This is a genomic window from Acidovorax sp. Root275 (assembly GCF_001428965.1).
Taxonomy (GTDB): Bacteria; Pseudomonadota; Gammaproteobacteria; order Burkholderiales; family Burkholderiaceae_C; genus Acidovorax; species Acidovorax radicis.
Genome location: NZ_LMJH01000008.1, coordinates 141,272 through 159,294 on the forward strand (window position 1 = coordinate 141,272; position 18,023 = coordinate 159,294).

An 18,023-nucleotide genomic window follows, 5' to 3' on the forward strand; every position below is an offset into this window, starting at 1 on the left:
CGTTGCCTTGACCAGCTAACTTTGATGCCGTCTGCGCCTGAATACCTGGCTCCGGACTCAGCCCTTGAAAAAAAGGCCCACGAGTCTCGTAACTTGTGGGCCTATCGGCACGTATATCCAGGGTTTCAAACTGTGGGAACCGTCCCACCATCGATCACGTGCTCTGAGCCCGACACCGATGCTGCGCGAGGAGACACCAAGAAGGTGATGAGGTCGGCAACTTCCTTTGGCGTAGCAGGCCGCCCGACCGGAATTCCGCCAAGCCAGTCCATGACCATCTTCTTCCCCCCCTCATAGTCCGTGCCTGCTTCTGCGCCCATCCGCTTGGCGAACGTTACCGAAGCCTCGGTTTCAATCCAACCAGGAGAGACGCGCAGAACGCGCACTCCTTTCGGTGTGATCTCCTTTGACAAGGATTTGCTATAGGTCGAGAGCGCACCCTTGGCGGCTGCGTACGCGGTGGTCGATTCCGGAAGTGGAAGCACACGCTGTATCGACGTCACATGCAGGACAACCCCTGCACCCTTGGCCAACATGGCGGGCAATAGCGCACGGTCAAGACGCACTGCTGACATCAGGTTCAGGTTCAGCTCACTGAGCCACACAGCGTCATCCAGTGCCGCAAAACCACCTGCCGGCGCGGTTGAGCCTCCGACGGAGTTGATCAAGATATCGACACCGCCCCACTGCTCCTTCACCACGCGCGCTAGTTCGCTCACGCCTTCCGCGGTCGTCAGGTCAGTCTGGACGTACGTCACACCTTCCAGCGGCCTGTCTGGTGCAGAGCGCGCAGTTGTCATGACCTGCACTCCGACTTCCTGGAGGCTCTTCACGACAGCGGCGCCCAAACCCTTGGTGCCACCGGTAACCAGGGCACGCTGCCCTTTCAATTGAAGGTCGAAGTTCATGCTGTGACCTCCAGCAATGCGATCAGGCCGCGTTCAAGGCGAAAGCGGTAGGACAGATTGATCGGGCTGCCAGGGAAGTTGCCTGTGACCTTGGCGCGGACGCTCTGGAGGCCGTCCTCACGCTCCAGCGCAAACGGCACGGTCGTAGCGCTGTACTTGGCGGATGCCTTGGCCATAAAGGCCTTGATGGCTTCGACGCCTGTGTAGGTGTGGCCGTCGTCCTTCATGACCGCTTGCGGTGTGAAGCATCGCGCCAAGGACTCAGGGTTGTGTTCGGCCGCGAAGTACGCGGCAATGGGTTCAGGAAGAGTCGAGGGATGCATGCTGGTGGCTCCATGTGTTGAATGAAGCCTAAGGATGTGCGTCGCAGTGAGATAAGTGAATCACCTAGAATTCAAATGAGCTATGTAGAAAGGAATACATAATGCGCGGGTTCGAATTTGCTGAGCTAAAAGCTTTTGCTGCCGTGGTCGAACGCAAGAGCTTTGCCCGCGCGGCAGAACATCTGGGTCTTTCGCCGTCTGCGCTCAGCCAGACCATTCGACAGCTCGAGGGCCGGATCGGCACACGCCTTCTGAATCGAACGACACGAAGCGTGGCGCCCTCTGCAAGTGGCGAACTGCTTTATGGGCGCATAGCCCCGCTGTTTCGGGAAATGGATGCTGCAGTCGCTGAAGCCAGTGAAGCCGCAGGACAGACCACAGGCACGCTTCGCATCAACACGCTGGGGATCGCAGCGAGAACCATCATTGCGCCCAGGCTTTCACGCTTCCACCAAGCCTACCCTGACGTGCTGCTCGACATCGTGGTCGACGATGCTCTGGCCGATATCGTTGTGGGCCGCTTCGACGCGGGCATCCGCGTGGGTGGACGGCTTGAGAAGGACATGATTGCCGTGCGTCTCAGCCCAGACCTGAATATGGTTGCAGTGGCTTCTCCAGGCTATCTTGCTGAGCGAGGGGTCCCCAAGACACCCGCCGATTTGCACAGCCACGCATGCATCAACTGGCGGCTCCAGATGGACGGCAGGCAGTACCGCTGGGAGTTCGAGAAGAAGGGCCAAAAACTTGAGGTCGCGGTGGATGGGCCGGTCGTCACCAATCACGCTGACGTTGGCATTGCTGCTGCGCTGAACGGGCTCGGCATTGCTTATCACTTCGAACGAGATGGTGTGGCTGAGCACTTGGCCCAGGGCAGGTTGGTCCAGATCCTGGCAGATTGGTCAATTTCACGCCCGGGGCTGTTTCTCTACTACCCCAACAGACGGCATCGACCAGCACTCCTGGGCGCATTTATCAACTGTCTGCTGGACAAGGATGTGAAAACAGGCCGCAACGCCGGGTAGTTTTCGACGCAGCCTGGGGAGGCGCACTTACGGTAGGCCAATGTTGATTGCGCATCGACGTCGGCCAGCGATATCGATGCAAGTCATCGGTTGAGTTCGGGTCCTCATGTGGGGCATGATGACCGCCCAGTATCCTGTCATACCTCGGCGCTCCGCGACAGGCTCGCGACCGACAGCAATCGCTGCACATCCATCCTCCGTGTGCGCATCTCGGCTCAAGGCTGGCAGCGGACCTGCGATACCAGCAAGTGAATGGCAACTATTACCGGCGCTTCCGACCCGCCTTGCATTGCCCGCCCGACCGCACCGCAAGCCGCAGTTCCGCAAAATCGGTTCGCTCAGAACAGCTGGCTTTTGTGATCAGTTTGTCCAACTGGTAGAGTCATTCACCGTGCCTTTCCATGTGAACCGTCACTTCGCGCTCGCGACATAAGGAACCATCGCTCATGAAAAGCATGCCTTTTGTGCCCCCGGCTCCCCTCTCGTTGAAAACAGCGGTAGCCGTGCTGGCACTATGTGTTTTGTCCTCGTGTGGCGGGGGTGGTGGTAGCGACACAGGCAATGGCAACAACGGTGGCGGCACGGGCGCGCAGCTCCCGTCGCGCGAGGCGCTCATTGCCCGTGCCAGGGCGCTGGAGCTAAACACCCCCTATGTGCCACCCCCGGGGGATGTGCTTGAACACCATGCGGCTGGCTATGCCAAGACCATGTGCTCGGCCGTGTTCATCACCGGGCTGGACCTGGATGTGGCAGCCGAAAGCGTGGGTTACTTCACCGGTCCTTACGAACAGCGAAAGCGCCTGGGCAAGCCGGTGGTGGACCGTGAACTCAAAGAGGTGCGAGTCACCATCCCGGGCGGGGCGACCATGGTTGCGCGCCATGTCGGATCGCAAGGCTGTGTGGCGCTGCCGACGGGGCAAAGTGGCGTGTTTTTCACCCCCAAGGTTGTGGGCAGCGCGTTGCCCGATGCGGCCAGCCAGGCTTGGCCCATGGGCGATGTTCTGCCCAGTACGCCGCCCTCGGGCTACGACACCGGCCGGGCGGCCCTGGCGGTGGATGCCGCCTTTTCTGTGCCAGATGCATACACCACGGCCTTTGTGGCCACCTACAAGGGCCGGATCATCGGCGAGCGCTACATGCCCGGTATCACGCGCACGACCCCGCTTGAGTCGTGGTCCATGGGCAAGAGCGTGGTGGGAACACTCATGGGCGTGCTCATGCAGCAGGGCGAATACAAGCTCGAGCAGCCCGCCCCCATTCCAGAGTGGCAGACCGCAGGTGACCCGCGCCAGCAGATCCGCATTGCCGACATCCTGAACATGTCCAGCGGGCTGCGCATCAAGGCGCCGGACGACCCGGACTTTGACCCCGCCGGCACCTACCCCGACCACACTTACCTATACACCGGGCGCGTCAACTCATTCAACTACGCCGCCACGCGACCGCAGCAGTGGCCTCCAAACACGGTCGGCCGCTACCGCAACACAGACCCCGTGTTGGCGAGCTACCTGGTGCGCCTGGCAGTAGAAAAGCGCGGCGAGGACTATTTCTCTTTCCCTCAGCGCAATCTGTTCGACAAGATCGGTATCCGCTCCATGGTGATGGAGACCGATCCGTACGGTAATTTCCTCACCCAGGGCTACGAGTTCATGGCCGCACGCGATTGGGCACGCCTGGGCAACCTATATCTGCAGGATGGTGTGTGGAACGGCGAGCGCATCCTGCCCGCGGGGTTTGTCAGCTTCGTGAGCACCGTGGCCCCCGCCTGGGCCGCCGACAAGCGCCCCATCTACGGCGGCTTCTTCTGGATCAACGGCACCGGCGCCTTCCCTGCCTTGCCCACCTCCGCGTACTACATGCTTGGCGCGGGCGGGCAATTCGTGATCATCGTCCCTTCGCACGACCTTGTCGTGGTGCGGATGGGCTTCGACAAGGGCTCGCCCATGGCGGCCGCGGGGCTGCAGCGCGCATTGACGCTGCTCATGGAGGGGCTGCCACGCACGCGGTAGCGGGTTAACTTGGCGTGCGCTTTAGCGAGATGCTCCGCCCCGAATCGGCGGTCAGTTGGAGTCATTCGCACACTTTTACCTGGATGACCGCTATCGCTGCAGGACAGACTTCCAGCGTGGCGGGCTTCAGACTGATCTAAGTCATTCACGGTCCAGCGTCTGAACGGCAGCAACCGCCAACACCGGTCGTTAGACGCCCCCTGCCGCACGATCAACGTTACGCATGTGGAAAATTTGTTACAAGGGGGTAAGGTGAGCCGATTCGTTGTCAGAGGTCAGGTCCGTTGGCGATTTTCAACTGCCGCATGAGCCAGTTCGCGGTGAACTCGAAGTGCTCCTGCATGTTCGACTCCGCCGTATGGCCATCTTCCCCAAAGACCAGTTGCGTCACATTGAAGCCAAGAGCGGTCAGCGATGCAGGTTCGTCTTTGGAGACGAGATCTTCGCGGGCACCGTTCACCATGAGAATCGGTTTGCGCAACTGAACTGCGGTTGGCATCTTCAGTTGGCGTGAGAGTTGGAATGCTTCGTAGTACTCGCACATTGCCTGGCGAGGCGTCGTCTGCGGATTCATATTGGCAAATACGGTGTAGGGCGCGACGATCCATGCAGGCGCTGTCTTGCAATGCGCTTGTCCGAAGCTCGAATCGCTGGGGCCGCCTATGTTGACAATCGCTTTGTAAAAGTCGTTCCTCAATCCACCAAGCGTTCCCAAATAACCCCCCATGCTCCAACCGTAAATCGCCACCCGGCTCGCGTCCAGGTCGCTGCGGGTCTGGATGTAGTCCGCAACGGTGTCGAGCATCGCAGAGGACTCTGGACGGAATCCCAACTGGTTTTCCCCGGTGTCTGGATTTTCCACAACGAGGGTTGCGAACCCACGACCCACGAAGTAGTCGCTGTGCCGGATCATCTCCGTCTTCAGGTTGTCGAGACCACCGAGAATGACCAGTACCGGTGGCTTCTCATTGCTGCTGTTCCGTGCGGGCGGTGCTCGAAAATAGCCAACGAATTCTTTTTCACCAGCCCTGAATTTGATCCGTTGGAGTGGTTTTCCCAGAACCGCATGGGCTTTTTCGGTCGCCTGTATGTCCGCAATGGGGACCTGCTTGGGCAGTCGGTTCATCCGCAGATAGAAAGCGGCCTTCTTGTATTCGGCCGATGCGGTCTCACGGTCGCCCCGCACCTCGGCCACGTGCGCTTGCTCCAGGTGCACCTGGGCGGGCTTGCTGAAAGTGGCTTGCCAGGCCGACTGCAACGGTCCCGCATGCTCCGGCAGCGCTCCGACGACTTCATCGAATGTGCTTGCTTTGATGCCGGCATCCTCAAGCCACCAACAGATGTTGAACTTGAACGAGGGATGCATGCGAGCGATTCCTCCTGGGTACTCGGCCTGTCCTTTCCTGCAGAAATCGGCCATGCTGTCCGCTGTCCTGACCGGGGAGATGCCCTGCGCTGCGGATTCGCTCGGCGCTGCCACAGCAAGAAGGACGGCGCCAAGGGCCGTCAAAAGTTTCAAGATCAATTTGTTAGTCACGGTTTTTCCTTTGATGGGTTTGGCGGCTCACGTCCGTCACTCGGGCAATGAAGTGATCTACGGGGCGCTATTGGGGCGACACACTGGGCAGCCAGCCATTGCTGCGATACCAAGCGACCGTATCGGCAACGGTTTGCTCGATCGGGCGAAATTTCAGTTGAAGGTTCTGCTCGCTCTTCGTGTGGTTGAAATGACTGCGCCCAGCCTCCTTGCGCATCAGCCTCACCGTCGCCAGGCTGAGCAAGATGGGTTTGCCGCTGATCCTCGCGTAGAACTCCTGCACGGTCGCAAGGAGATACAGGAGCGGGAAGGGCAAGTTGCGTGTCGGCGTCTTGATGCCTGCGATCTTCCCCATCAAAGGCACCAACTCCTGCATCGTCATGTGGCGCCCAGCAGCCAAATAGCGCTCGCCACGTTGCCCTCGCTCCGCAGCCGCAATCTGAGCCCCCGCTACATCGCGGGCATCGACAACGGAAAAACTCCCCGGCAGCAATCCAGGCAATTTTCCAAGCACCACATCGTTGACAAATTGCCCTGACGAGGTGGGGCCGATATCGGCGGGCCCCCACATCCACCCTGGCAAGACAAAGCTCGCGTGCATGTCCGGGTGCGCAGAAAGAAAGGCAGACACGACTTGATCGGCCAGTATCTTGCTGCGGTAGTAGTCGTCCTCGGCATCTGCCAGGTCACGCAGACAGGTCTCGTCGATGGGCATCCCCGGCTCGCCATTCAGTACCGCGATGGATGAGGTCTGAACGAAGCTCCGTATACCCGCGGCATAGGCCTGCGCGATGAGCTGCTGCGTGCCGTCCACATTGATGCGTTTGAGTTCATCCCAGTGACTGCCTCCCTTGAAGTTGTCTCGAAAGAAAGCGGCGGTGTGAAACACCACATCGCATCCGTACAGTGCCCGGGAGAACGCGGTTACATCCGCCATGTCGCCCAGCACCAGCTCAACGCCTTTCACCCCCGCAAACTGTTGCAGGCCTTTGGCCTTCGAGCGGACGAGGGCTTTGACGCAGACACCACGTGCAACCAGCTCGCGCACAAGGTTGTTGCCGAGAAGGCCGGTGGCGCCAGTAACAAACGCTGACCTTGGAGTGTAGGTTTTTTCCATATCGATTGAAATTCAAAGATCAAGTGAGCTTTGAATGTACATTTGACACTTTGAAATATCAAGTGATATCTGAAATGGAGCGCAACTTGTGTCCAGAAGCACGCCCCTGCAGTCGATATCCAAAGTTCATGTGATATGTTTATGGCATGAGCCCCACGACAGCAAGAAGGCGCCTGACCCGCGAGGAAAGTCGGGCGCAGACGCGCGAGCGCCTGATCGACACTGCGCAGCAATTGTTCGTGTCGAACGGGTATGGGGGCGCGTCGATCCGCGACATTGCGGACAAGGCGGGCTACTCCCAAGGCGCTTTTTATTCAAATTTCTCGAGCAAGGAAGACGTCCTGCTGGAGTTGCTGCGACGGCACATGGAAGCGGAAGCAATGCAGCTTTCCACGGTCATGGGCAAGGACTCGCAACAGCCCGATCAGATGTTGGCCGAATTGGACGCCTGGGCTTCCACGCTCAATCAAGATGCCGACTGGTGCATGCTTTCCATCGAACTGCAGTTGCATGCCAATCGCAGCCCGACGTTCGCTGCGGAGTACCAGAAGGTGTGGGACAAACACCGGTCCGAGATCGGCGGCGTGATTGGCCTGTTGTTCGAAAAGATCGGGCGTGCTCCTCCAGCAGCACTGGATGAACTGGCCGCTGCTTTCATGGCGCTTTCACATGGGCTGGCACTGCAAAGGACCACCGATCGCCTGCATCCGTCCGGACGCATGATCATGGTGTTCCTGCGTGGCTTGATAGCAAGTGCGAATAGTGAATCGCCCGGCTGAGCTAGACACTTTCGAGCCTCAAGCCCTAGCCCAATAGGGGGTTCCATGACAAAGCAACCGTATCCCGAAGAATTCAAGATCGAAGCGGCTAAGCAGATCGCGAAGCGAGGCCAGCTGGCGAGAGCCGTCGTCCACATGTACATCGCTGAACGACTGCTGTCATCAATAGCAGTCAGCCTTCGCCGTCCACCACGATGTTCTGCTCATTCTCCGATCTTGCGCCACCGGGCAGTGAGTAGCCCTCTACAGCCTGGTTATCAGGGATGCGAGCCAATGGCCCCTCACCCCACGAGCTCAGCCAAACCCATGGTCATTCGCGACGGCGCAATGCTGATGATCTCTGGCTCCACAACGTGGTGCTTCACAAAAGGGTCTTCTTCAACCCGAGCGGTCACCTCGGCCTTGCTGAGCTTGACTGCCAGGAGCGCACCGCCTTGCGCATTCTCCAGAGAGCCTGCGAGCAGGAACACCCCATCGCTGATCCCCTTTTCAATCCACTCCTTGTGCCCGGCCATCCACTGCGGGGCTTGCGAACGATTGGGTCCGAATTTGAGCAAGACAATGTGCATGAGAACTCTCTCCTATTGATAGCGATTTCAGAGTTGGAATCCGCGTCTACTTTTGCGGTGCGCCTGGACCCGCTGCATCCAGCACCCAGGCTTCGATCTGCTTGACCTCATGGTGAATGAAAGCCTCGTCATGGAAGGCATTTGCCAAAGCTGCAATGCCTTGGCTTCGCGCCAACAGGTGCATGGCCAGAACATCGGCATCCTTGATGCGACCCAGCTCTACAAACTGCTGCGCCAGCCAACGTCGGAACTGGCCAAAGATCATTCCCGCCTCGCCTTGTGAGGGATGTTCGAGCTTTGCCAGTTCGGCGCACAGCGTTCCTACTGGGCAACCGAAGCGCTGAATGTCTTTGCGGTTGTCGATCAGCATCTGAGCAAAGCATTTCAGCCTCTCGATAGGCGTGCGCCCCTTGAGCGCCCAGGCCTCCAGCATCCCCTGCGTCTTGGCCGCTCTGTGAGCGATGACTTCCTTGAGGATGTCGTCCTTGGTTTTGAAGTGGTAGTAGAAGTTGCCGCGTGAGATACCCACTGCATCAGCAATGTCCGCGAACGAAGTGTTCTCAAAGCCGCGTTGATAGAACAGGAGATCGGCTTTCTCGACGATCTCCTGCCGCGTGCTGGGTTTAGGCGCTGCGGACTTCATGCTGCCGCCATTGTTGAAAGCGACTGCTCAGCGGCCGATGGATAGTCCGTGTATCCGCGCTCGTCTCCCCCATAGAACGTGGCCGGATGGGAAGGCGCGAGAGGAAGATCTCGACGCAGTCGTGTGACCAAGTCCGGATTGGCAATGAAGGGCTTGCCGAAGGCGATCAAGTCGGCAGTGCCTTGCTCGATAGCTGCCATGGCTCGGGCTCTGTCGTAACCGTTGTTGGCGATGTAGGTACCGCCAAAGCGGCGCCGCAGTTCTCGATAGTCCATGGCGGTAGCCATGGCCGACATATCCCCCTCCAGCACATGAAGATATCCCAGGTGCAGTTTGGAAAGCTCTTGGGCGTAGTACCCAAAATGCGCTGCCGGGTCGCTGTCGCGCATGTCGTTGAAGCAGTTTTCTGGACTGAATCGCACACCGATACGTCCCTTCGGCCAGATCTCGCTGACGGCAGCCGCGATCTCCAGCAGAAACGTCAACCGCCCTGCGGGTGATCCTCCATACCGGTCGCCCCGTTGATTGCTTCCGTCTCGCAGAAACTGATCAATCAGGTACCCATTCGCGGCGTGGATCTCGACTCCGTCGAAGCCTGCAGCTTTTGCCACTGCGGCGGCCTTCTTGAATTGGTCCACCACCTGGAGGATATCCGCAGTGGTCAGCTTTCTTGGCGTCACGAACGGCTGCATCCCAACATAGGTGACTGCCAGACCTTCGGGCTTGATCGCTGAAGGGGCCACGGGCAGTTCCTCGTTCACCTGAAGACGGGGGTGTGAGATACGACCGCAGTGCTGTAGCTGGGCAAAGATGTGCCCACCTTTGGCATGGACCGCGTCAGTGACCTTCCGCCATCCCAGCGCCTGTTCCTCCGTGTAGATCCCGGGCGTTCCAGGATATCCAACCCCCTGAGCCGACACGGGAGCAGATTCCGAGATCACAAGCCCGGCATCTCCACGCTGTCCGTAGTGGATCGACATGAGAGGGGACGGTACGCCCTCTGGTGCAGCGCGGTTGCGCGTCATCGGCGCCATGACGATCCGGTTGCCGAGCAACATGTCGCTCAGCATGAAGGGGGCAAAAAGCTCATGCATGCAAGACTCCAAAGGTTTAGGTCGTTTGTCCTAATATCGTAGGACAAATGACCTAATCATGTCAACACGCATCTTGGATGCTCGATCAGTTCAAGCTAGTAGCCATCCAGATCTTCTTGGGGAGCTGTGGCTCTCTAGTTGGGTGCTCGTGTGATCGTCTGGTTACTGGGGTAAAGCAGAAATATGCACGCCGCCATCAATGGTCCGCAACCGCTGCAAAACCGACCTCCAGCGTGGCAGCTTCAGGCTGGTTGCGGACATACAGTGTCCGCCTCGAATGAGTACTATCGGCCAGGAGCGGTCCGTCACGAACGACCGCTTTCAGGCACGTCATGCGACGCATCCGACAACTACCCTAGATCGCACAAGAATTAGACTCTTTCAACGATGCATCTATCTAGTCCAGCAGGCATCATTCACGTGGTCAACGAACCGACTTATTCCTTCGGCTCGACTGACAACGTCCGGTGTTACCCGCTTGAGGTGCAGCTCGCGGGTGGGTCGCAGCCCAGTTCGGTTCATGGCGTCTTGCTGGATGATGAGCCAGTCGCAGTGATTTCCAACGGTGGTGGCGCAAGCGGAGTACATCAGCACTCGGCTGTCTTCAAGGACGGACTCTTGTATTTGGCTGTGGGAGACAGCGTTGCGTGCTTGAGTCTCGAATCTGCCAAGTTAATTTGGTCGGTTAAGGTGGACTTGGCGACTTGCTTCGGCATCTACTTTGACGAGGACAACACCGCCCTCATTTCGCATGGGGAACTGGAAATTGCCCGGCTGTCAGAGGTCGGAGAAATTCTCTGGCGCCAGTCAGGATCCGACATTTTTTCAGAAGGCTTCGTCCTTCATTCCAAGTTCATCGAAGTCATTGACTTCAATAAACAAGCTTACTGGTTTCGCTACGAGGACGGCGTCTCAGTCTCACCTTGACCAGTCTCTTCATTCGACCGCTTTCCGGCATTCAGGTCGATCAGGCCTACTTCGGCTTTGGGCCCTAAGCCGTCGTAGCAGCGGGCCAAAGCAGAATCGTCATCCGGGCGAACCCACTACGGTTTTCCCCTCGCTGCGACCTCGTATCTGTCTAAGAGCCGTTGGAGAGTCGCGCGCTCCTCGTCAGAAATGGCGCTCGCAAGGTCAACGACGATACCGTTGATGAGGTAGTACTCGGTGTCGTTTCGGATGGTCCCTCGTTTAGTGATGCGCTTGTACGATGAAGCGTATCGACGCCGGACCTCTGACGCAGTTATCAATCCGGAAGCGTGAAGAGCCTCGTCAAGGGCTGCGACGCCGGCCGCTCGTTTGCCGCTCAGCTCCTCGATGACGTCGTTCGCCGCTTGCCGAAGCCCCTCCAGTGCCTTTGACTTGCCGTGCTGCTCGATGATGCCCGCACACACGGTTTCAATGCTCAAGGTTGGGGTTGGGGTCACGCCTGAGACATGGGTCATATAGAAAGATACGAACGCCAGCAACTCTTGGAATTCGCGCTCGCGGTCTGGTGAGAGTGGCCGTGTCATCGAGAGTCTTGGGCTAGTCAGGATGGTCTGATCTTGGCCTACGATCAGGCGCGCAAGCGAGGATGCGGCTCAACGGTATCGTGGTGAACTGTCAGACCTGATGATGAGCCAGGGACTCCATCCAGCGTCTCATCAATCTGCAGAAGCACTTTCCAGTGCGGTGTGGCTTGCAGTGCCCGCTGAATCGCAGAAATTAGATGTGGGGTAACGAACCCAAGCCGAGAGATGCACACATTGTGGCAGGGGGTCCCATAACTGTCGTCGACTATCCAATAGTCACCATTACCGTAAGCGTCTTCCTTGCCAAACTGAATGAGAACGGCTCCAAGCGCGTCATACAAAGCTTGCCATTCCTGGTCGTGCTGGCTTTGATTTACCGCATCAGTACTAGTTTCGGGGACTGGTTGTGCGACCACCATGGCGTCCCAAACATCGACGCCATAGCGCCGCTCTATATCAGGGCTCACACGCTCAAACGCTACACGCAACTCTTCATCACTGACCTCTTCGTTTGATCTCCCTGCACGAGCCGCTTCGGCCGCAACGGCTAAATCGTGTCGCAGCGCATCAATGTCCATTGACGCGCGCAGTTCGTTTAGGTGGTCGTTGTCGCGAATTGGCATCGTGGTTTGAAGGTCCGCTCTTGGCCGATAGTACGCGTTCGATGGCCAAGCCTGGATGACGAAAATCGCTGCATATCGGACATTTGCCACAAGAATTAGGGTGATCGCAATCGCCGGGCGAGGGAGCATTTTGACCTCACGGTATGCCCAAGTCGATTGCTCGGCCGCGCGCGTGCAAGCTGAGCATTGGCGCTGCGCTTTTCCTAGTCGTCTTCGCGGACCCGGTACTGCCCCATCAGCGTCTGTTGGACGGCCGGCGGCACGGCCTCGTAGTGCGACAACGCGATGGTGTAACGGCCCTGGCCGCTGGTCATCGCATTGAGTCGCGACTGGTAGTCGGCCAGCTCGGCCTCTGGCACCCGACCGCCGATGGCCACAGTGCCGGCCCCCAGGCCCGATGTGCTGGTGACCAGGCCGCGCCGCAACGATAGGTCGCTCGTGACGTCGCCCACGGAATGCTCGGGCACGGCGATCTCGATCTGGACAATCGGCTCGAGCACAGCCGGCCGGGCCTCGCGAATCGCCGCCATGAAGGCATTGCGGCCGGCGGTCGCGAAGGCGATGTCCTTGCTGTCCACGCTGTGGTGCTTGCCGTCGTACACCACGACGCGCACATCGACCACTGGGTAGCCGGCGATCGCGCCGCACGCCAGCACCTCGCGCACGCCTTTTTCGACGGCGGGGATGAACTGGCCCGGGATCGTGCCGCCCCTGACTTCGTCGGAGAACTCGAAGCCCGCGCCGCGCGCGAGCGGCTCGATGCGCAGGAAGACTTCGGCGAACTGGCCGGCACCGCCGCTCTGCTTCTTGTGGCGGTAGTGGCCCTCGGCCGGCGCGGTCACAGTCTCGCGGTAGGCGATGCGCGGTGGCCGCGTCTGGACCTCGAAGCGGTAAACCTCGCGCAGGCGTTCGAGCACGATTCGCAGGTGCAGCTCGCCAAGCCCGTAGAGCACTGTCTCGTTGGTCGCGGCCACATGCTCGATGCGCAGGCATGGGTCTTCGGCTACGAGCTTGCCCAAAATCTCCCCGGCGCGCTGCTCGTCGCCATGCCGCTTGGGCTCCACGGCCAGGCCGTACACCGGCACCGGGAACGGCAGCGGTGCAAGATGCAGATGGCTGTCTTGCGCTGCATCGTGCAACACGGCATCGAAATGGATCTCCTCGACCTTGGCCACCGCCACGATGTCGCCCGGCGCCGCGTGCGACACCTCGACATGGTCCTTGCCCTGGAGCATGAACAGGTGCCCCACCTTGAAGGGCTTGCGGCCGTCGCCGATGTAGAGCTGGCTGTCGCGCGTGACCGTGCCCTGGTGCACGCGGAAGATGCCCATCTTGCCGACAAAGGGGTCTATCGTGATCTTGAACACATGCGCCAGCACGTGCAGCGTCGGGTCAGGCTTGGCCTTCATGGGCATGGCCTCTGCGCCCTCGCCAACGATGAAGCTCGGCGGGTTGGCTTCGGTCGGGTCGGGCAGGAGCTTGACGATCACGTCCAGCAACTCGGCCACGCCGGCGCCGCTGCGCGACGAGGCGAAACAGACCGGGATCAAGTGGCCTTCACGCAGCGCCTGCTCGAGCGGCGCGTGCAGCTCGGCCGGATCCACATCGCCCTCCTCGAGGTAGCGATCGACGAAGGCCGCGTCGACCTCGACCACCTGTTCCACCAGCGCGCGGTGCGCCGCTTCGACAGGACCGAAGTCGGAGCGCCCGAAGCGGTTGAAGAAGCAGTCGATCACCTGTCTGCCGACCCCGTCGGGCAGGTTCAGCGGCAGGCATTCGCGGCCGAAGGTCGCCTGGATGTCGGCCAGCAGGCCCGCCAGCGAGACGCCCTGCGCGTCGATCTTGTTGACGATGATCATGCGGGCGAGGCGGCGCGAGGCTGCGTATTCCATCATGCGCACCGCCATCGGCTCGATGCCGGTGGCGGCATTGATGACCACCGCCACCGTTTCGACCGCCTCCAGCGCAGGCAGGCTTTGGCCGAGGAAGTCGAGGCCGCCGGGCGTGTCGATGAGGTGGATGCGCGTGGCGGCATGCGTGAGATGCATCACCGAGGCATTGAGCGAATGCAGCATGCGGCGCTCGAGCGGGTCGTGGTCGCTGACGGTGCTGCCGCGCTCGATGCTGCCGCACGCGCCGATGGCGCCCGCCTTGTACAGCAAGGCCTCGGCCAGCGAAGTCTTGCCGGCGGCCGCGGCGCCCACGAGCGCCAACGTTCGCACGGCTTTCATTTCGGCCGCGAGGCCGTTCGATCGGCTTGGCATGGTTGGACTCCTTTGTACGTCCGGAAGGCCGACCCGGCGGCCCGCATGGGCTCGGGCGTTGCGTGTGGACGTCGGGGCAGCGTACGGGATTGACCGCGCTGATGCAAGTTGATTGCGCCGCCGATTTCCAGTACCTGACCGGCATGCGTGCCGCGTTAACCTCCCCTTGTTGCCAGCGTGCAGAGACTTGGGCTCACGCTCAAGATGTCTCAACAACAACGCTCTGAGCCCGTCATGACCACTGTCACCGTCTACTCTGCATGTCATTGCCAGCGACCGGTCATCGCGCTCGATATTTGTCGAGGGCTTTTAACGACTGCATTGCGGTCGTCACCGTGAATTGACGGAGCGCACACCACCGGTGGTAATCGCTGCAAAGTTGCCGCCTGGAATTCTGGCGCCCGTTCAAGGTTGATTGCTGAACCGCCGGGTTTGAACTGACCCCCAGAAGTTGGACAGCCCCAGCGGTTGCGGGAAACCGCCGCCGGATTGAGCTACTCGTTTTCGATCCTGTATCGATCAAACTGGGTGAGCGCTATCACCACTGCCAGTGCCCCCGCCACGCCGGCCAGGGGGTGCAGCACAAAGGTCACCACGGGCACCAGCAGTATCAGCTGCCGAAGGCCCCAGCTGTAGAGCAGCCCGGCCTTGCGCACATAGGCGCTGCCGGCGGCGGCCCAGCGCTGGCGCTGGGGGGCGCCCACAGGCATGCCACCGATGAAGCCAGCGTGGTGGTAGTAGCGCACGGCCATCACCGAGGCAACGAGCGACGCGAACAGCAGGCACAGCAGCATCAGCTCCATCGCCAGCCGGGGCGTGAAATGCGGCCACGCGGCAGTGCCAGTGGCGCCCTCGCCGAGCGTGGCGTGCAGCGCGGGGGCAGTGAGCGACAGTGCGCCCATGAGTCCCAACACAGCGGTGGATGCCGTCATGGTGGCCGACATCAGCGAGTTGCGCAGCGTCTGCACGGCCAGGATTTCGGAGCCGGGCTGTGCCGAAATGGCCGCAAACCAGTCCTCGCGCAGCGAGGCGTGGGTGGTGTGCGCCAGCCGCCCGGGGGCCCGCCGCTGTACCGCGGCCAGCCAGCCTTCATACGCCGCAACCATGCCCAGGGTGAAGATGGCGGCAAGCCAGGGGTTGGTGGTCATGGCGTTGACGCTCGCTCAAGCCGTGTGGGATGTGTTGCGGGCCGCCTTGCGCATCTCCAGCCATTCAAAGGCGCCCATGCCCGCCAGCATGGCCAGCACGAACACCACGGCCTTGGGCTCGCCTGTGCCCAACGACACGACGGCTGGCCCGGGACAAAAGCCCGCGATGCCCCAGCCGGCACCGAACAGCAGGCTGCCCAGCACCAGGCGCCGGTCGATGTGGCGCGCGGTGGGCAGTTGCATGGGGCCGCCGAACACGCTGGTGCTGCGCTTGCGGGCCACGGCGAAGGCGACCACGCCCACCAGAATGGCGCCACCCATCACAAAGGCGAGCGAGGGGTCCCACTGGCCGGCCAGATCTAGAAAGCCGAGCACCTTGCCCGGGTCGGTCATGCCCGAGATGATGAGACCCAGGCCAAAGACCAGGCCGATGCCGAATTCAGAAATGCGTTGGAGCTTCATGGGTCAGTCCTCTTGCGATCAGGCCAGCAGGTGGCGAATGGCATACACCGTGGCAAAGCCCGCGCCCATGAAGGCCAGCGTTGCCACCAGAGAGCGCGGCGACAGGCGCGATAGGCCGCACACCCCGTGGCCGCTGGTGCAGCCCGAGCCATAGCGCGTGCCCACGCCCACCAGCAGCCCGGCCAGCACCACCATGCCCCAGCTGGCGTCGATGCGCACCTCCGTCATACCCACCGTCAGCCGGTAGAGCAAAGGCGCAGCCAGCAAGCCCAGCGCGAAGGCCATCCGCCACGCAGTGTCATTGCCGCGCGGGGGCAGCAGGCCGCCCAGGATGCCGCTGATGCCCAGGATACGGCCATGCAGCAGCACGAAGGCGGCAGTGGCCAAGCCCAGAATCAGGCCTCCCACCAGGGCCGTCCAGGGGGTGAAGTGGTTCCAGTCAATCTGCATGGAAAGCCTCTTTGGGGGCACAGAATTGTTCAAAAAGGGTCTGCATGACGGCCAGTGCCTGGGGGCTGGCGATCTGGTAATGGATGTTCTTGCCTTCGCGGCGGGTGGTCACGAGCCCCTCGTCGCGCAGTACGCCCAGTTGCTGCGACAGCGTTGGCTGGGCGATGCCCACCAGCGCCTCCAACTCTCCTACGCGCTTTTCTCCCTCCGTGAGCTGGCACAGCAGCAAGAGTCGGTCAGGGTTGGACAGCGCCTTCATCAGCCGGCAAGCGCTATCTGCCGAGAGGCGCAGGCTTTCCAGGTCCATGGTGGTAGTGATTTGGGCCTGCATGAGGACTCCATAGGTTGCGGGGTGGGGTGTTGGTCGATAGTTTATTGACTAACAAACTATATGTCAATAAACTATAAATATCTTAATTGAATTGCGAGGACACACATTCCCATGCAACAGCCAGACAAACCGCAACCTGAGGTTCAAGCCTTCTTCGACCCCGCCACCTGGACGGTGACCTATGTGGTCTTCGACCACCCGGGTGGGCACTGCGCCATCGTGGACCCGGTGCTGGACTACGACCCCAAGGCCGGTCGCATACGCACGGTATCGGCCGACAAGGTGGTCGACTTTGTACGCACGCAGCAGCTCAGCGTGCAGTGGATTCTGGAAACCCATGCCCATGCCGACCACCTCACGGCCGCGCACCACCTGCGAGAAGTGCTGGGCGGGCAGATTGCCATAGGCGCGGCCATCACCCAGGTGCAAAAGGTGTTCAAGGGCATTTTCCATCTGGAGTCGGGTTTTCATGCCGACGGCGCACAGTTCGACCACCTGTTCGCCGATGGTGAGGCGTTTCGCATTGGCAGCCTGCAGGCTCAGGCCCTGGCGGTGCCGGGCCATACACCGGCTTGCATGGCCTACCAGGTGGGCGACGCCGTGTTCGTGGGCGACACTCTGTTCATGCCCGACGTGGGCACGGCGCGCTGCGACTTCCCGGGCGGTAACGCGCACACGCTGTACCAGTCCATCCGCGGGCTGTTGGCCCTGCCGCCTGCCACTCGACTGTTCATGTGCCACGACTACCCGCCCGGCGGCCGCGAGCCCGCCTGGCAAACCACGGTGGCCGCGCAGCGCGCAAGCAACATTCACGTGCATGACGGCGTGGGCGAAGACGACTTCGTCGCCATGCGCACCCGCCGCGACGCCACGCTGGAGATGCCGGCGCTGATCCTGCCTTCCGTGCAGGTCAACATTCGCGCTGGTGACCTGCCGCCCAAGGATGACAACGGCGTGGCCTACCTGCGCATACCGCTCAATGCGCTGTGACCGTCCGTCCCCCCAAGCTCTGCATATTGCACGCCCACACGGAGAGTTCTGACCATGAAAACCGCGCACGACCTCGAGCCCTGCGTCGAATGCGCAAAACCCGCAGGGATAGACAGCTGCTTGCAGAGACATGGACGCAGCAACAAAAAAGGCTCCCAACGGGAGCCCAGTTTGCTTGGTTTCAGCGCGGGATAAAAACACTCCCCATGGCAGCAGCACCCGCGAAGTGCCGCCACCATGGGA

19 protein-coding genes are annotated in these 18,023 nt (G+C 60.7%); 5 read left to right on the forward strand and 14 right to left on the reverse strand.

Annotation, left to right across the window (positions count from 1 at the left end):
• Positions 1 to 125: 125 nt before the first annotated feature.
• On the reverse strand, positions 126 to 908 hold the full coding sequence (locus ASE52_RS10800) for an SDR family oxidoreductase (RefSeq protein WP_057226048.1): 783 nt from the start codon (positions 906 to 908) through the stop codon (positions 126 to 128).
• Positions 905 to 1,231, reverse strand: a complete 327-nt coding sequence (locus ASE52_RS10805) for a nuclear transport factor 2 family protein (protein ID WP_057226050.1) — start codon at positions 1,229 to 1,231, stop codon at positions 905 to 907. The genes ASE52_RS10800 and ASE52_RS10805 overlap by 4 nt, the downstream gene beginning before the upstream one ends.
• A 101-nt stretch (positions 1,232 to 1,332) precedes the next feature.
• Between ASE52_RS10805 and ASE52_RS10810 the strand changes: the two genes are divergently transcribed.
• Both ASE52_RS10810 and ASE52_RS10815 read left to right on the forward strand, forming a co-directional pair.
• The gene (locus tag ASE52_RS10810; protein WP_057226052.1) at positions 1,333 to 2,253 is read left to right on the forward strand and encodes a LysR family transcriptional regulator; all 921 of its coding nucleotides are present in this window, start codon (positions 1,333 to 1,335) and stop codon (positions 2,251 to 2,253) included.
• A 446-nt stretch (positions 2,254 to 2,699) separates the two neighbouring features.
• The gene (locus tag ASE52_RS10815) at positions 2,700 to 4,262 is read left to right on the forward strand and encodes a serine hydrolase (protein ID WP_241776977.1); all 1,563 of its coding nucleotides are present in this window, start codon (positions 2,700 to 2,702) and stop codon (positions 4,260 to 4,262) included.
• 268 nt (positions 4,263 to 4,530) lie between these two features.
• Here the strand turns inward: ASE52_RS10815 and ASE52_RS10820 are convergent, their stop codons facing one another.
• Together ASE52_RS10820 and ASE52_RS10825 are read right to left on the reverse strand one after the other, a co-directional pair.
• Positions 4,531 to 5,799: an alpha/beta hydrolase gene (locus ASE52_RS10820; RefSeq protein ID WP_029413333.1), complete on the reverse strand. Its 1,269-nt coding sequence runs from the start codon at positions 5,797 to 5,799 to the stop codon at positions 4,531 to 4,533.
• Positions 5,800 to 5,866: 67 nt separating this feature from the next.
• The gene (locus ASE52_RS10825) at positions 5,867 to 6,916 is read right to left on the reverse strand and encodes an SDR family oxidoreductase (RefSeq protein WP_057226054.1); all 1,050 of its coding nucleotides are present in this window, start codon (positions 6,914 to 6,916) and stop codon (positions 5,867 to 5,869) included.
• Positions 6,917 to 7,062: 146 nt separating this feature from the next.
• On the opposite strand from ASE52_RS10825, the gene ASE52_RS10830 reads away from it, so the two are divergent.
• Positions 7,063 to 7,695 carry a TetR/AcrR family transcriptional regulator gene (locus tag ASE52_RS10830; protein WP_057226056.1) on the forward strand — a complete coding sequence of 211 codons (633 nt, stop codon included), beginning with the start codon at positions 7,063 to 7,065 and terminating at the stop codon, positions 7,693 to 7,695.
• 281 nt (positions 7,696 to 7,976) lie between these two features.
• Here ASE52_RS10830 and ASE52_RS10835 read toward each other — a convergent pair whose 3' ends face one another.
• Genes ASE52_RS10835 through ASE52_RS10845 form a run of 3 tightly spaced genes read right to left on the reverse strand, consistent with a single transcriptional unit; the run spans position 7,977 to position 10,001 of the window.
• Positions 7,977 to 8,264: a hypothetical protein gene (locus ASE52_RS10835; RefSeq protein ID WP_057226057.1), complete on the reverse strand. Its 288-nt coding sequence runs from the start codon at positions 8,262 to 8,264 to the stop codon at positions 7,977 to 7,979.
• Positions 8,265 to 8,310: 46 nt separating this feature from the next.
• Positions 8,311 to 8,907 (reverse strand): TetR/AcrR family transcriptional regulator, encoded by a 597-nt coding sequence (locus tag ASE52_RS10840; RefSeq protein ID WP_057226058.1) that lies wholly within the window; start codon positions 8,905 to 8,907, stop codon positions 8,311 to 8,313.
• A complete protein-coding gene (locus ASE52_RS10845) occupies positions 8,904 to 10,001 on the reverse strand; it encodes an alkene reductase (protein ID WP_057226060.1) in 1,098 nt (365 codons plus the stop codon). Before ASE52_RS10845 ends, ASE52_RS10840 begins: the two co-directional genes overlap by 4 nt.
• A gap of 420 nt (positions 10,002 to 10,421) precedes the next feature.
• Here ASE52_RS10845 and ASE52_RS10850 point away from each other — a divergent pair, with 420 nt between their 5' ends.
• Positions 10,422 to 10,928, forward strand: coding sequence for a hypothetical protein (locus ASE52_RS10850; RefSeq protein ID WP_241776978.1), 507 nt, complete (start codon positions 10,422 to 10,424; stop codon positions 10,926 to 10,928).
• A gap of 116 nt (positions 10,929 to 11,044) precedes the next feature.
• Here ASE52_RS10850 and ASE52_RS10855 read toward each other — a convergent pair whose 3' ends face one another.
• The 7 genes from ASE52_RS10855 to ASE52_RS10885 all read right to left on the reverse strand — a co-directional run bounded on the left by ASE52_RS10855 (position 11,045) and on the right by ASE52_RS10885 (position 16,790).
• Positions 11,045 to 11,407 (reverse strand): hypothetical protein, encoded by a 363-nt coding sequence (locus ASE52_RS10855; protein ID WP_140426213.1) that lies wholly within the window; start codon positions 11,405 to 11,407, stop codon positions 11,045 to 11,047.
• Positions 11,408 to 11,556: 149 nt separating this feature from the next.
• Positions 11,557 to 12,135, reverse strand: coding sequence for a hypothetical protein (locus tag ASE52_RS25645; RefSeq protein ID WP_140426214.1), 579 nt, complete (start codon positions 12,133 to 12,135; stop codon positions 11,557 to 11,559).
• A gap of 203 nt (positions 12,136 to 12,338) precedes the next feature.
• The gene (gene fusA, locus ASE52_RS10865) at positions 12,339 to 14,399 is read right to left on the reverse strand and encodes an elongation factor G (RefSeq protein ID WP_057226068.1); all 2,061 of its coding nucleotides are present in this window, start codon (positions 14,397 to 14,399) and stop codon (positions 12,339 to 12,341) included.
• 494 nt (positions 14,400 to 14,893) lie between these two features.
• On the reverse strand, positions 14,894 to 15,547 hold the full coding sequence (locus ASE52_RS10870) for a DUF599 domain-containing protein (protein WP_057226070.1): 654 nt from the start codon (positions 15,545 to 15,547) through the stop codon (positions 14,894 to 14,896).
• Between the two features lie 15 nt (positions 15,548 to 15,562).
• The gene (locus tag ASE52_RS10875; protein WP_057226073.1) at positions 15,563 to 16,009 is read right to left on the reverse strand and encodes a YeeE/YedE family protein; all 447 of its coding nucleotides are present in this window, start codon (positions 16,007 to 16,009) and stop codon (positions 15,563 to 15,565) included.
• An 18-nt stretch (positions 16,010 to 16,027) separates the two neighbouring features.
• A complete protein-coding gene (locus ASE52_RS10880; RefSeq protein WP_057226075.1) occupies positions 16,028 to 16,459 on the reverse strand; it encodes a YeeE/YedE family protein in 432 nt (143 codons plus the stop codon).
• Positions 16,449 to 16,790 (reverse strand): metalloregulator ArsR/SmtB family transcription factor, encoded by a 342-nt coding sequence (locus tag ASE52_RS10885; RefSeq protein WP_010466601.1) that lies wholly within the window; start codon positions 16,788 to 16,790, stop codon positions 16,449 to 16,451. The genes ASE52_RS10880 and ASE52_RS10885 overlap by 11 nt, the downstream gene beginning before the upstream one ends.
• A gap of 111 nt (positions 16,791 to 16,901) precedes the next feature.
• Between ASE52_RS10885 and ASE52_RS10890 the strand changes: the two genes are divergently transcribed.
• Complete coding sequence (locus ASE52_RS10890) at positions 16,902 to 17,780, forward strand: MBL fold metallo-hydrolase (protein WP_057226077.1); 879 nt, start codon at positions 16,902 to 16,904, stop codon at positions 17,778 to 17,780.
• The last annotated feature ends 243 nt before the right edge of the window (positions 17,781 to 18,023 follow it).